Source organism: Candidatus Methanodesulfokora washburnensis (genome assembly GCF_003947435.1).
Classification (GTDB): domain Archaea; phylum Korarchaeota; class Korarchaeia; order Korarchaeales; family Korarchaeaceae; genus Methanodesulfokora; species Methanodesulfokora washburnensis.
In genome coordinates, this window is record NZ_RCOS01000056.1 from 1 (window position 1) to 13,662 (window position 13,662).

The following is a 13,662-nucleotide window of genomic DNA, read 5'->3' on the forward strand; positions in this document are numbered from 1 at the left end:
AAGCAGGTAGGGAGTGGGATCCCTGTTCAGCTTAGCCCTGAGCGATTCAGCTATCTCCTCGGCTATCGAGGAAACGTTTTTATATTGTGCACCACCTTTTGACATGGGATCACCTCTGAGATGGGGTTGCCTCAGGGCCACCTGAGCTGGGTTTCACCCTGCTCACGGGATCCTCCCATCGAGGAGGAGGGATCCTGGGGGGAGGGGGGAAGGGGGGCTCGCTTTTACCTCTCCTCCGCTTCACGATAATCACCTTCTCAATGGGTACCTCCCAGAGGAAGCCCTCATCAGGGTCTCCTCTATTATCCCCACGAGATCCTCCCAGCTTAAGGCTCCCTCCACCCACATGAGGATATCGTGATCGCACGCAGACAGTGCCTTGAGGAAGAGCTGCCAGGGTATCCCTCTATCCTTTAAGGCCTTCTTCCACTCCCTCCAGAGGTACTTCGGGAGGTAGTTGGCTGACAGGGTGAAGAGGTTTATCACTCTGTCCTTATCCAGGAATGACCATGAGGGGTCGCTGCACCTTTTCAGTGCCTCCTCCTTTATCTCAACAGGCTCCTTCGGGATGGGAAGCCTGTATTCGATGACTCCTTCCTTCATATGTGTTACCCTCTCACATACAGGGTCACTTAAATTTAAACATTCTGTTTTTATTTTTATCAAATCTAATATCAATAGAAAAAGAAAATGTAGATAGCAGATATCGATAATCAATATTTACAATCGATATCGATAAGTACCCTTTCTCATATCCTTTAATATTTTCGCTAGCACTAGCATTCCTATTATTACTATCGCTACTAAAACTGTTGTCAATATCTGATTCTGTATTAGGATCTCATATTCTGTCATTTTCACCCTTCTAAATCTAGATCTCGCGCAATATAACCTTTTCTTCCATTTTGTCTGAGGGCCTTATCTGATAACCACCGACTAGTCCCTGCTTACCAAGATACCTTGCTGGGAAAACTTTCCCCCATTTTCCTGAGTTTGCCTGGAGGAGAGGATCATGATGCGTGTTTCGGCACCCTTCTCCCCCGTGACCCTCCTTGATCGTCCTTGACAGGCCCCCATACAGGATCGAGATAGGGAGAGCGGTAGTTGTATCCCTCGGGGATAGGAAGGTAATAGCTGAGACAGTAGCCCAGATATCGCCAAAGGAGATGGCGGAAAAGCTGGGGATATCGGTAAAGGAGGCCGAAAACCTAAAGATAGATCTGCTGGAAAGGCTGAAGCATGACAGAAACCTATTTTCAAGCCAGTCCAGGGTATTCGACTGGAAAAAGGCTTTGGAGGGTTTGAGGGCCGACGAGAAGCTGAAAGTCCTGTCGTACTTCCCCGAAGGTGGTAGAGACGCAGAGGTGATAGAGAGGGCACAGGAGGAGGGGATAATAAAGGACAGCATAGAGAAGATGAGGGCGTCGGAGAGGGCCCATGTAGCCTATCTGATTTTGAGGGACTACGGTATATTCGAGTTCGTATCTATAAGGGGAAGGAAGGAGGATCTATACGCCACTGACGGGCACCTCCTTCTGGACGCGAGATCGGCTGTGGAGAGGATGGTAAGGAAGCTTCTAGGCGTATATGCGACAAACGAGGTCGTAAATGAAGCTTACAGCAGGTTCTTCTCCTCATCAAAGCCCATAAGCGAGGATCAGCTCAACCCCGTGAGGTATTTAGCTGTGGGGAACGGGATAATAGATCTGGAGGAGTTCAGGTTCTCAGACCCCAAGGGCTACTACTTCACTTCTTGGCTCGATGTCGATGTGGACCCTGAATTCTTGGAGAGGCTGAGGAGAAAGGAGATAGAGGTAAATTATTTCAGGAAGGGAGAGTTCCTCCCTCTGTTCGAGAGGTTCTACACCGAGAACGGGGAGGTAACGAAGGACTACGTTACCCTTCTGGACGTCTTGGGATCCATATTAAGGCCCAGAAGTTTAAGGTTAATGGCGATAATAGTAGGTGAACCTGCCACAGGGAAAACTACACTATCGAGGGCTTTACAGCTAGCCCTTGGGGATTTATGTGCACCGGTCAGGACGATAGATTTGTCCAGGGATCCGTTCTCTTTAGAGAGGTTGTTGGGTGCCAGGGTTGTGGTGTCGAGCGAGGAGGTCACAGATGAGGTGATAGACGCTGACATGATAAAGACGATAGTGGGAGGGGATCCGATATCCGTCAACAGGAAGCACAGGCCAAGGATAGACTTAAGGAAAAACGTGCTGAAGGTCATTGTATTTGCCAACAGGGTGCCACAGTTCTCGCAGGTGGATCAGGGATTTCTTGAGAGGGTCAGGATAATAAGGACGAGGAACCCTCTGGAAGAGGAGGAGAGGGAGCCGATAAGGGATGAGTACCTGGAAAAGATGAAAAAAGAGGTGATAGAGTTCCTGCTGTGGTGCTCCTTCAGGCTGAAGGAGAAGGGGGATATAATAGAGGACATGGATCCGGTGGAGAAGTTCAGGATGATAACGAGGATGTCGAACCCGTTAAGGCCGTTCATTGATACAGCCTTGATCGTGGACAGGGAGGCAGAGGAGAAGGGCACCGATCTTTATGAAGCGTATCTGGAGTGGGCCAGCAGGAGAGCGGTGAAGGTGCTGGGGAGGGACAAGTTCTACGAGTACTTACAGAGGGAGTTCCCAGCGATACAGAGGCACCACGCCTTATGGTTTTTGGGGTGCAGGATAAGGAGGTTCTGAGGAGGGAAAGGGGATGGAGGAAATACATTCCCCAAAGTCCCCACCTGAAATGAAGTATTATAAAGTAATCTAAAGTAGAGATGGAGACCTCCTGATCGGGTTTTTTGTGGCTTTTCTTTCGTAGAAGCTTCAGGGTAGCACAATATCGCTCACCTGGATCTCTCAGGGGCTACGTTGCCTCTTATGAGGAAGGAGGGGTAAGGGAATACCTCGTGTTACCGTTGATATCGACAGGAAATATTGATAATCGATATTAACTACTATAAAGGAGATTATTAGGGCTTTCTTGGCAACTCTAGTGCCCTTCTGATCTCTCCCGCTCCAATCCGCTTATTTTGATAACTTTTGGTTTTCTGAATTCCTTAAATAGGTCAACTTCATCATAAATTTTCTTCTGTAATTTTCTGTCATATCCGAAGAGGATAACATATATAGCAGAAAGTATCAGAATTCCTAAAACGATCGTTACATTCATGGGGAGATGAAAGGCTGCATAAAGGGCAAGGAGAGAAGAAAAGCCCAAGCTACCTCCTGTACAGATAAGCAGGAACCAATCGAAGCATGGATGGGCTTTAATAGACGAAGGAGGAGAAAAAGATCCATATGCTTCATCTATCATGGCCCAATCAGGAATCTTATCTCTCTTGGGTAACGGAAACACTAAAAATCTTGCGTACTCCTTATTGAGTTTTTCATAACGGTCACGCAAATCTTTTCTCCTATCATCAGACATACTTCGAGCCATTTTTAGTTTTTCCGAGATCCACTCCAGTACAGCCATGTTGTAAGCATATGCCTCATCCCACCTGAGAAATACGAAGTAAAGTGTGAGGGATAAAACTGCTAGAAAAAGGAGAATCACGGACAGCGGGATGGAAAGGAGAGTGAACTTAATTTTTCCATATCCATAAGCAACGATCATTGCACTTCCTGTAATAAAGGCCGTAAGAGCCATTACATATACTTGGAGTAAACGGATTCTCCCGCTCTCAGTGAGCTCGATAAATCTCATACTCTCGTCATACGCGGTGAGCAGGGATTCCTCTTTTGGTTCCTCATCCGATGTAGCTCCTCCTTCACTCGTATAATCACCTTCATACCGAAGTTCTTGGGATTAATATAAACTTTGTTAACTACTCTATTAAGGAAAAGACATCTCACATCTATATCGATGCTCGATATCAACAGGAAATATTTATATTAAATATCGATCATCTCTTCTTATGCCTCTGATAAGTCTGGCAAACCAGAAGGGTGGTGTTGGTAAGTCGACAACAGCCGTCAACCTCTCGGCAATATTCGCTGAGGAGAAGAGGATGAAGGTTCTTCTGGTGGACTTTGACCCCCAGGCTGCAGCTACAAGGGGGTTGGGCTTTAACCCTCCAGAGCTGGAGAAGACAGTTTACGACTGCGTTGTCGAGGGGAAGAGCGCATCAGATGTGATAACGAAGACAGGAATAGATAATCTGGAGATAATGCCATCAAACCTGAATTTAGCAGGTGCTGAGGCTTTACTCTTCCAGAGGATGGCGAGGGAAAGGGTTCTAGAGAAGGTACTAAGGCCGGTAAAGGACAGCTACGATCTGGTGATAATAGACACCCCTCCCAGTCTGGGGATACTCACGATAAACGCTCTTAAGGCGTCAACCCATGTGATAGTCCCGGTTCAGGCCCAGTACTATCCCTTGGCTGGGATACCCATGCTCATGGAAGTGCTGAAGATGATGAGAGAGGATTTGGACCACAACGTGGATATCCTCGGCTTTTTGCTCACGATGGTCGATAAAAGGACTGTTCTGGCAAAGGACGTGAGGGACAGCTTAAGGGAGAGGTTCGGTGATAAGGTGTTTAAGACAGAGATACCCGTGAACATAAGGCTAGCTGAGGCTCCAAGCTACGGGAAACCCATAACCCACTACGATCCCGAATCCCCAGGGGCAAAGGCCTACAGGGAGCTGGCTGATGAGGTTCTGGAGAGGCTAAGGGGGTGATATAATGGAGAAAAAGAGGGGGGCTGATAGGACTGGGATAAGGGCCCTTTTAGGTCCTCCTGAGAAGGAGGAGAAGGTGGAGAAGGGAGAGGTTGAGAAGCCTGAGGTGAGGGAGGAACCTGAAGTCAGGGAGGTAGATCTCATCGGAAGGGCTGTTGATATGGCATTGAGGATGCCAAGGGTGACAATACACAGCCCAATAACAAGTGCTTTTGTTAGGTACATGAAGGCTAAGGATCCAGGGTTCGACATCTCTGGTTTCCTGAGGGATATAGTGGAAAGGGGAATAATGGATAGAAATCCCGACATATACAGAAAGGTTATGGAGGAGCTAAGAAGGAGGAAGGTGAAGGAGGTGGAGGAGAGGCTTGGAATACGGGGATAAAGGGGATCCTGTGGAGATCACTTGAACAATGTTTTTAATGTATGTTGTTCTCATCAATGGGTAGAATATGAATGCGGGGGAACCGGCTGGAAGCGAGGAAGTGAGGTTTGAGGATCTTGATCTCGTCTATATTATCCCTTCCGACCTAGGAGCTCCCATTGAAGCGAAGGATCTGAAAGAATTGTTAGAACAGTTTTCTAAAAGATGTAAAATGGTTGAGGGGATCTGGATCTCCCCTGAGGAAGCTGGGCCTACACTACGATTTGTCCGTCGTAAGGCAAAGGAACTAGGGATCAAAGATGCGGAGGAGATTGACATAGAGGAATTGATGAAAAATAAGAGTCTCATGGAAGAGATTAATAGGGCACATGCGATGTTTGGAGCGATACTTTTGGCAGATAAATCTGCGTTTAACCTTGAATACTTGAAACTGGGCCGGTTTGTGAGGGTTAAATTGACCGACCTGAACATAAGCATCAAGGATGAGGAGCTCAGCTACCTCAATGACCTGAAATGCGAGCTGTACCTTCTCCTGCACAGTGCTGGGATTGCTGTTTTAACGGCATGGATCCACCTGAGTGGGAATTTCTCGACGGATGATGTGATAAAAATCGAGAAGGAGCTATATGAAGCAGAATGCACGATTAAGGATCCATTTGGGAATATAATAGAGGGAACACTGGATGGATTCGTTGAACAGGGTATCGTGAAGCCTCTACACGCTCTTGTTTTATTTAAGGGTGAGTATGGAAGCTATGATAAGGCTTTTGATGCGCTGAAAAGGGGCGATATCACTGAAGATAAAATTAAGGGAAAGCTTAGGACACCATATTTTCCGATTCACAGAGTCGTGTGCATCAGGAAGCACAGCTGTAATTATAGATGTGAGACCGCCGAGGAAGCCGTTGAGAGGCATTTAAGGGAGATAGCTGGGATTTCTGGAGTTCATGGAGATTGGAGATATTACTGTAAGGACGCTGCCAAGAAGGAGCTGGGAGAAAATCTCTCCCCCGATGTGGATTATGCGATGTTTGTAACTACTCATGTTACATTCCTCTTTTTGGGCTCCACCATCTTGGATGAAAGGCTGAAATCTGAGGAGGGTAAGGAGCTTGCATATCGACTAAGGGAGCTCACTCTTGTGCAACCGATGGAGTTCTTGTCGCTGTCAGACATGATCCTAGATGTGTATACCTCGGTCTACCGGAATAAGTTCGAGGAGATCAGGGAGAGGAGAAGAAGAGGGGAAACTGTAAAACCCAGCGAGATAGCGGAGATAAGGGAGGGCCTGATGGATGGGCTGGAGGAGTACAGGAATGTCTCACTTTTTAGAGTAGATCCGCTAGAAGAATCATGGAGCAAGGGAAGAAAAAATTAAGGCTTCCAGATAGGATAGATACACTTAAATCTCTGTTAGAGGAGCTGGATGGCATGTCTAGGACTCTCTATGAGGAGGAAACACTGAAAAAACAGGAAGATTTTTCCAGAGCGCAGGTTGAATTAGCAGCCCGCCAGGAGGATCTCTCCAGAAGGCAGGTCTTGTTAACCATATTGTTCGGCGTGTTCGGTGCATTCCAGGCAATGGAATACCTAGAGCCCAAGCTCGGGTTCCTTCCTGCCCTTGCTGTGACTTTGGCAATCTTTACCCTCATAGGTCTCTCCTACAAGCTCTATATTAGGGGAAAGCTCCATCTATTCAGGAGGAAAAAGGGTGGATGAGATCAGTTAGTCCCTTTAATGTTGATCGATATCCGGATCTGCTAACTAGGAACCTAGCAGCTGTTGTCGCAAAATAATTAATTTTGCGACAGATAAGCCACAGAAATGAATAATGATATCACCATCTATTACAATATAATAAGAAACGTGATTTTTAACATCCCCTGGACCTCATGAAGGGGTTTAATTTGGCAAAGTCCACTTCAAGCGAGCTACCTGATGAGAAGTTCTTTGAAACAATTATGAGGAGAGTTAGGAACATTCCTTTTAGCTATGTGATCAAAATGACAACAGGACATGAGGTTTACCCAGTTAAGGATGAGGATGCCAAGGTCATCGATGAGATCTTTGAGAAGGCCAAAGCTGTTGTTAAGAAAGCGAGGGATGAGGACTTCAGCTCCCTTAGACCGAATGAGATCAGCAATAAGCTTGAGGATATGCTTAGGACGGAGCTTAAAGGAGTGATACCTGAGAGCAAGGTTGCTGGATATCCAAACATATTGATTGAAAGGAGGGGAAAATTCTACTACATTGAGGTTAAACTTGCGGGCATTAATGAGATGAACAGCAGCTTTAGAACCTTTTACTATGAGCCTGTTGAGCTCGCTAAAGTCACAAAGGATGCTTGTCACATAATAGTGGGCTTCATCCACAGGATGAGGAGCATAATAGGCTTCAAAATCATTGATGCCTCTAGGATTAGGGTAAACCTGAAATCGGAGTTCAACACAAACAATAAAGAGCTTTACAAACGGGAGAACATTTTAAAGGAGTATTTTGAGCAGAATCCTTAGATATATCCTAGCAAGCTTTCCTTTTTCGGAAGATACTCCTTAACCCTTTCCTCCGCAATTTTTGCATAGTATTCATCTATTTCAAAGCCTATCCAGTTGATCCCCAGCTTAGTGCATGCTATAGCGGTGTTTCCCAAGCCCATGAATGGATCCAGGACAAGCCTAGTTTTTTGCACTCCATGGAGCTTTATGCACATCTCGGGGAGCTTTGGCGGAAAGGTCGAGGGATGAGGCCTCTGTTCATCCCTGCTCCTGATGGTCTCATAGGGGATAAACCACGTGTTCCCCCTGCATCTCAGGTCTTTTGTTGCTGATTTCCACCTTCCAATATTTGTCTTATCCTGGTATGGGACGCCTATAGCCAATCTATCCAGCTCAACATCTCCATACTTTGTGAAGTGGAATATATACTCAAAGTTGTCGTTTAGAAATCTTTTTCCACCTATCGGCTTGAAGTGCCCTACAGCTATGTCCCCCAGGATGTTCGGATAGTTTCCAACATCCTCCTTGCTTATAGCTATCGACTTGACCCAGATTATCACATTCTGAAGGACAAAGTGCTTTCTAAACCTAAAGGCTACCTCCCAGGGAACCCACCAGTCCTTGGGTTTGTGTCCTATGTTCAGGAAGAAGGAACCCCTGTCGCTTAGGACTCTTTTGCACTCCTTTGCCACTTCCTCCATCCAATCAAGATATCTTTCCCTTGGAATAGTATCATCATACTTGTTATATTTTACTCCTATATTATATGGTGGAGATGTGACTATGACGTCGACCTCTCCATCATCTAGGAACTTCCTCATCCCCTCCAGACAGTCCATGACATAAACCTTGTTTACCTCACACTTCATCTCCTTCCCCCTCCCTCTTTTTCACCTTTCATCTCACTCCCTGATCCCAAGGGTGGATTTCACCATTCCAATTAGTGTTTTGCGGAGATCGTTGTGCCATGAATTTACTTCCTTGGCCTCAACCCTTTCCTCCACTTTCTTTGTCTCCGGATCCACAGAAAGGACTCCCACGCCAAGACCAACACCATATCTCTCCTCAAAAAGGGAGTCTGTCCCTATCTTCCCAGCAACCTCCCTTGGAACTGCTAGATAGACATAATTTGCAACTGTTTTATAGACAAAGCACCTTCCAAGACCATCAAAGAAGAACATTGGATCTGTCTTGGCCTCAACTATTGTCAAACAGTCTCCATAGTTTCCCCTCCTGTATCCAATTACATCAGGCTCGAGAAAAGCGACACCAAGAAGAGCACCTGTTGGAAGGACAATCTGCTTTTTTCCTCCTGTTATCACTGCCTTATATCCTTTTGACTCGAGCCAAACCTTTATCGGCTCATAAAAACTTCTTTCATCAAACTTCTTCTTTGTCATCCATAGCACCCACTATGAATTTTAAGGGTTATCCTATATAAGCTTATGTCCTTCACGGGAATTTCTCCGGTATTTGATATTATTCTTTATTATGCTAACTAGAGATTTTCAGGAGGACCTAAAGGAGTATTTCCTCCTTTTTGATCAAGTGAATAACATAGATATATAATGAACTAAGATCTTGCTGTCCCATCATCATGGTGCTATGGAAAATTCACACCAGATTCTTGAGAATTCTCAATTAAGAAGTTAATGAGCTTAAATCTAGTTCCTCAGTAAAGTTTATGTTTTTCCTAGTGGATTATCCGTGGAGAGCTCCCTTCTCGGTCTTCCCTCTTGGGTTAAGGGTCGGAGCTCTCCCGCTTATTTTAAAGATAGAAATATAGGAAACTGAGCATTAGGAAGAGCCCCTTCTCACCATAGCAGCCAATCTAGATGATAAAAGGTTCTTCAGTACAAAAAGTCCCTGTATGGGTGGCTTATGAAGTCCTTGTAGTCTTTCAAAAACTCAAATGCCCTTTCGCCAAGCCAGTAAAACCTGTTGTACCTCTCAGGGTGCCCAACAACCCACTTGTAGTATATCATCTTCCTCATCTTCTGGGATAGAGTGCTCTCCTTTATCTTGAACCTCTCCTTTACCTCCCTCCTGCTCACAGCGTGCTCCTTATCGAATGCTCCTCTCTCCAAAAGAAACTGCAGTATCCTCCACTCTATGGCCTTATCCATTAAGGGATAAATATGTGGGAGTTTTATTTACCTTTGACGGGATATAGCGAGATACGACGGGGATAAGCACATATCTTATATCGTGTCCCTCTCGACTTAACATTACTTTTTAACATTACTTCTTTCCGCCTTTCTCCTGCCTCTAAAAGCAAAAAAGGCCCCGTTTACTGCTTCTGACATTATTAATAATGTTAAAAAAGCTTGAAAAATGCCGGAATAGCCTCAATCGTCAATAACATTATTAGACATTACCTGATGGACCGTCCTCCTTTAGACATTTAGAACAATAATGTATAATGTAAGGATTACGTTATCCTTTACTCTTCATTATCCATAATGATATCCAGGATAAGAATGGGAGGTTATCTCAAGGGACTGCTCTGATGGTGTCAGCTTGTACTCCTTTCTGAGGTATGCACGTATTTCCTCCAGCATAAATATGAGGAGCATTATATGAAGTTCTCTCCCCCCAATATATCTTTTATTTCGTTATAATAGCATTTCAATTTCTCCCATATTTTGTTAAATAGATCGTCAAGGTAGAACCACGAGAATTCCTCTGCGTCCTGGCCCTCATTCTTCCTTGTTTCATACTCGTAAAATTCATCGACTAGCTTATCAAGAAGCTCCTGAAAAATTTGTGTACTTCCTTCTCATCTCCTCAATTGTCTCATACCTCGCTCTAATCTCATCTCTATGACTCTCAATAAGGTCTCTCAACTTTTCTTCTAATTCATCGATCCTTGAGACCAGCTTCCTAGAGTACTCGTAGAGCTCATCCATCTCCTGTTCCCAAATTTTCCTCATATTCATTTTCTCAAGAATGGAGTAGAACTCTATCAAGAGGGCCTTCCCAGAGGGTAAAGAGAATTTTATATTAGCTTCCTTCTTTAATGACATAAGGATTTGGTTCACAAAGAATAATTCAAGGGGGATTCCTTTGATCAAGCGCACAGGCACGCTTTTAATAATCTCCTCCTTATTCCGAAGATATTCCATCTCAGACCATGATATGGGATATTTCCTTACCTTTAGATTCTCAAGGTATTCTTCAAGCGGAGATATGAAAAATCGGCAGAGCTCCACCATAGCTGGTTTCTCCGACATCTTTACCGTATTCCTGTACATTTTGTTGCTGAAGTAGGCTGATGTGATCACTAGGGCAAAGGAAGCTCACCTGTAAAAAGGTTGAGTGTTGCTCGATGAATTGGACAGCAGACTGAAGGTGAATTATTCCTACAAAAGCAGCATACATAATATCAATCGAAGCTATGATAAAAATCAGAGCTAGAACCCTCTTTCTATATGCTTTCAATATCCGTTTTATAGGAAAAATACGATATTTTAATATAAAGAAGCTTTTTTTAAAACTCTTGGACATGGAGAATTCTCCTCCCTGGAGAGAACACCTTCCTGAACACATCCCTACACTTCTTTGTTCTTTCAGAGGTCATCCCCCTCGTTGACCTCTTGTCGTAGTACTGTATTATGTCTTTGAGCTCCTCCTTACTGATCGTCACTGTCTCGATCCCCTCTTCCCCTCCTTCCATCCCTGCTACATCCATCAGCTCCGTGACGATCTGCGATAGCAGCTTTTTCCTCCCTTCATCCAGCTCCTGCGTCTTCAGATAGTCTTTTATCCTCTTCAAATACTCTAAAGCCCTGTCGTAACTCGTCATCCCCCTCAGAACTAAACCTTCTTCAGTGTGCATGTGGGTCACGTTTATGTACTCGGACTCAGGGCCGAGATAGCACTTCCTGACGTGCCTCCTCTTCATCTCCTTCTTCACATGGACAGCATATAAGTATGTATTACTCCCCACCTTCCTGTGCTCTAAATAGGTCATCCTCTCCCCGCACCTGGGGCATATACCTCTCTCAAGCATCTCCCTCATGCCCATCCCGGGGTCACCACAATAATTGTGGTGTCCCTCACTTATAAAGTTATCGTTGTGGTGAATTGTGGTGCACCGGTGATCTTGGTGATGTGATGAGGATTTTGAGTAATGACCTCTAGTGCAGAGGGTTGTAGTAGGGTTCAGTAGATTGATTAGTTCCTATATTTAAAAAAATCTGGATCCTGCCTCAGGATCCTGTGAGAATATTACATCAGCTTTATATATTAACTGCTGTATTACTGACTAGGTGGTGCCATGAGAGCGGGAATATCCAGGGTGGTTGTGGAGATAATAATATTAGTGATAGCGGTAGCACTGGCACTTCTGATATTCTCTCCGATTTCAGGATACATATTCGGTTCTCTGGGGAGGACATCCACAGTTGGAGGAGCTGCCCAGATACAGGTGCTGAACGCACAGTTTACTGCCGCCACTGGCGGTGGTTATGACCTGAGGCTGGATGTTAAGAACCTTGGGCCCGGAACTATACCGCCAGGAACATGGCATGTGTTTGTTAACAATACGGATTGGGGAACATATAATATGACTGATCCGCTCGCTCCAGGCGGTGTGGAGTCCGTCACCGTCCATACAACAGGGACAATCGACACAACTAGGCAGCACAACATAGTGGTGTACGGTCCGGGGAACACTCAAGCACAATACCTCTACTACCCGCCGAGCTGATGAGGAGGTGGTATGATGAGAGCTGGGATATCGAGAGTTGTTGTCGAGATAATAATACTGGTGATAGCAGTAGCACTAGCTCTATTGATATTCTCCCCGATATCGGGCTATATATTCGGATCGCTGGGGAGGACTTCAACCGTTGGAGGGGCATCCCAGATACAGGTGCTAAACGCACGGTATAGTAATCAGCAGTTTACCATATATGTGAAGAACTTAGGTCCTGGGACGATAGCCACTCCATCTGGCAGTTTTACCACGAATGATTTTAAGGTGTATGTAGATGGAACTGAGTGTAACAGCCCTAGTCCTACTGAAGAGACAACAGATGGGAGATGGGACAAGGACGAGGTAATAACAATAACGTGCGGTTACACAGGGACTGATGGAAATAGGCAGCACAACATAGTTCTCTACGGTCCAGGGAACACACAGGCACAGTACTTATACTACCCGCCTCCGAGCTGACCTTCTTTTTCTCCTCTTTCTTTTTTAGCCAGAAAGTCCACAATAGATCTAGTGTTTCCTAAATTTTAGGTCATCTTAGCTACCTTTTTTAGGGGACACCGCCCATACCTTAGGATTTAGGGGCATGAGAAGGTTTTGACCCTAGAGAATCCATAGGCCATTGTCAATAAGGAGGGGCAACAACCCTGGAAGGGCCAAAGGGTGATATGATGAGGGCTGGAATATCCAGGGTTATTGCCCAAGATAATGGCAGGTCTTATTATTTAAACCTATCGCTTGTTCTGATATAATAATCTGCTTCCTGTAGATTATGAGAGCCTGCCCTGAATGCCTTTATACCGAGAATAAAGAGTTTCGAGCGTGCTATAATTATCTTGTATCAATGACTCTCTTGAGGATGGCTACAACTGTCGTGTTTCTAAACAATATAAGGATCCTGGAGCGGGCGGAATGCACCACAAGATTATGGTGGCAAGAGGAATCTCCGATTTATTTTATTATTCTGATAGTCGGGTGATCGGAGGGCACCACAATTTTATGGTGACAGCACCACAACCACAATAACATAAATATAGATGTGGAGTATGCACCACAAGGACACCATAAGGTTATGGTGCACAGTCCGCGATCTAATCACCACAAATTTGTGGTGAATAGCAGCGGGAAAGGAGACAGAGATCTATATTTATAGAGACCGATCGGAGCCAAGGTATCACCATAATTTTGTGGTGTCCATCCGCCGAGCGACACCTAGTTTAATGTTTGATAGTATCGAGAGTCTTATGTCTACTATCGATATTCTCTATCGATATCGATAATTGATATCGAGCGTCAATATCGATAGTAGAGATCTCTCGCAGTTGGCCCTAGATTTGAATAAATGGAATATTCCTAGGTGGGCAGGTGC

17 protein-coding genes are annotated in these 13,662 nt (G+C 45.0%); 8 read left to right on the forward strand and 9 right to left on the reverse strand.

Annotated features, from left to right (window positions below):
• Positions 1–249: 249 nt before the first annotated feature.
• Positions 250–603 (reverse strand): hypothetical protein, encoded by a 354-nt coding sequence (locus tag D6D85_RS03595; protein WP_125670709.1) that lies wholly within the window; start codon positions 601–603, stop codon positions 250–252.
• A gap of 117 nt (positions 604–720) precedes the next feature.
• Positions 721–855: a hypothetical protein gene (locus D6D85_RS16980; protein ID WP_272914412.1), complete on the reverse strand. Its 135-nt coding sequence runs from the start codon at positions 853–855 to the stop codon at positions 721–723.
• A gap of 197 nt (positions 856–1,052) precedes the next feature.
• Between D6D85_RS16980 and D6D85_RS03600 the strand changes: the two genes are divergently transcribed.
• The gene (locus D6D85_RS03600) at positions 1,053–2,705 is read left to right on the forward strand and encodes a DUF5906 domain-containing protein (protein ID WP_125670710.1); all 1,653 of its coding nucleotides are present in this window, start codon (positions 1,053–1,055) and stop codon (positions 2,703–2,705) included.
• Between the two features lie 295 nt (positions 2,706–3,000).
• Here the strand turns inward: D6D85_RS03600 and D6D85_RS03605 are convergent, their stop codons facing one another.
• Positions 3,001–3,717: a hypothetical protein gene (locus D6D85_RS03605; RefSeq protein ID WP_125670711.1), complete on the reverse strand. Its 717-nt coding sequence runs from the start codon at positions 3,715–3,717 to the stop codon at positions 3,001–3,003.
• 211 nt (positions 3,718–3,928) lie between these two features.
• Here D6D85_RS03605 and D6D85_RS03610 point away from each other — a divergent pair, with 211 nt between their 5' ends.
• The 5 genes from D6D85_RS03610 (at position 3,929) to D6D85_RS03630 (ending at position 7,594) form a co-directional block, all read left to right on the forward strand.
• Positions 3,929–4,696, forward strand: coding sequence for a ParA family protein (locus D6D85_RS03610; RefSeq protein WP_125670712.1), 768 nt, complete (start codon positions 3,929–3,931; stop codon positions 4,694–4,696).
• A gap of 4 nt (positions 4,697–4,700) precedes the next feature.
• Positions 4,701–5,081, forward strand: a complete 381-nt coding sequence (locus tag D6D85_RS03615) for a hypothetical protein (protein ID WP_125670713.1) — start codon at positions 4,701–4,703, stop codon at positions 5,079–5,081.
• Between the two features lie 67 nt (positions 5,082–5,148).
• Positions 5,149–6,459 (forward strand): hypothetical protein, encoded by a 1,311-nt coding sequence (locus tag D6D85_RS03620; protein ID WP_125670714.1) that lies wholly within the window; start codon positions 5,149–5,151, stop codon positions 6,457–6,459.
• A complete protein-coding gene (locus tag D6D85_RS03625; protein WP_125670715.1) occupies positions 6,435–6,800 on the forward strand; it encodes a hypothetical protein in 366 nt (121 codons plus the stop codon). Before D6D85_RS03620 ends, D6D85_RS03625 begins: the two co-directional genes overlap by 25 nt.
• A 188-nt stretch (positions 6,801–6,988) precedes the next feature.
• Positions 6,989–7,594 carry a hypothetical protein gene (locus D6D85_RS03630; RefSeq protein WP_125670716.1) on the forward strand — a complete coding sequence of 202 codons (606 nt, stop codon included), beginning with the start codon at positions 6,989–6,991 and terminating at the stop codon, positions 7,592–7,594.
• On the opposite strand, the gene D6D85_RS03635 is transcribed toward D6D85_RS03630, so the two are convergent.
• The 6 genes from D6D85_RS03635 to D6D85_RS03655 form a co-directional block, all read right to left on the reverse strand.
• Positions 7,591–8,445, reverse strand: coding sequence for a DNA-methyltransferase (locus D6D85_RS03635; RefSeq protein ID WP_125670717.1), 855 nt, complete (start codon positions 8,443–8,445; stop codon positions 7,591–7,593). The genes D6D85_RS03630 and D6D85_RS03635 overlap by 4 nt on opposite strands.
• A gap of 33 nt (positions 8,446–8,478) precedes the next feature.
• Positions 8,479–8,976, reverse strand: coding sequence for a hypothetical protein (locus tag D6D85_RS03640; RefSeq protein ID WP_125670718.1), 498 nt, complete (start codon positions 8,974–8,976; stop codon positions 8,479–8,481).
• A gap of 450 nt (positions 8,977–9,426) precedes the next feature.
• Positions 9,427–9,702 (reverse strand): hypothetical protein, encoded by a 276-nt coding sequence (locus tag D6D85_RS03645; RefSeq protein WP_125670719.1) that lies wholly within the window; start codon positions 9,700–9,702, stop codon positions 9,427–9,429.
• A gap of 327 nt (positions 9,703–10,029) precedes the next feature.
• Positions 10,030–10,152, reverse strand: a complete 123-nt coding sequence (locus tag D6D85_RS16985) for a hypothetical protein (protein ID WP_272914413.1) — start codon at positions 10,150–10,152, stop codon at positions 10,030–10,032.
• A gap of 168 nt (positions 10,153–10,320) precedes the next feature.
• Complete coding sequence (locus tag D6D85_RS03650) at positions 10,321–10,860, reverse strand: hypothetical protein (RefSeq protein ID WP_125670720.1); 540 nt, start codon at positions 10,858–10,860, stop codon at positions 10,321–10,323.
• Between the two features lie 206 nt (positions 10,861–11,066).
• Positions 11,067–11,603: a hypothetical protein gene (locus D6D85_RS03655; protein ID WP_125670721.1), complete on the reverse strand. Its 537-nt coding sequence runs from the start codon at positions 11,601–11,603 to the stop codon at positions 11,067–11,069.
• Positions 11,604–11,855: 252 nt separating this feature from the next.
• Here D6D85_RS03655 and D6D85_RS03660 point away from each other — a divergent pair, with 252 nt between their 5' ends.
• Both D6D85_RS03660 and D6D85_RS03665 read left to right on the forward strand, forming a co-directional pair.
• The gene (locus tag D6D85_RS03660; RefSeq protein WP_125670722.1) at positions 11,856–12,287 is read left to right on the forward strand and encodes a hypothetical protein; all 432 of its coding nucleotides are present in this window, start codon (positions 11,856–11,858) and stop codon (positions 12,285–12,287) included.
• A 15-nt stretch (positions 12,288–12,302) separates the two neighbouring features.
• A complete protein-coding gene (locus D6D85_RS03665) occupies positions 12,303–12,755 on the forward strand; it encodes a hypothetical protein (protein ID WP_153183999.1) in 453 nt (150 codons plus the stop codon).
• Positions 12,756–13,662: the final 907 nt, after the last annotated feature.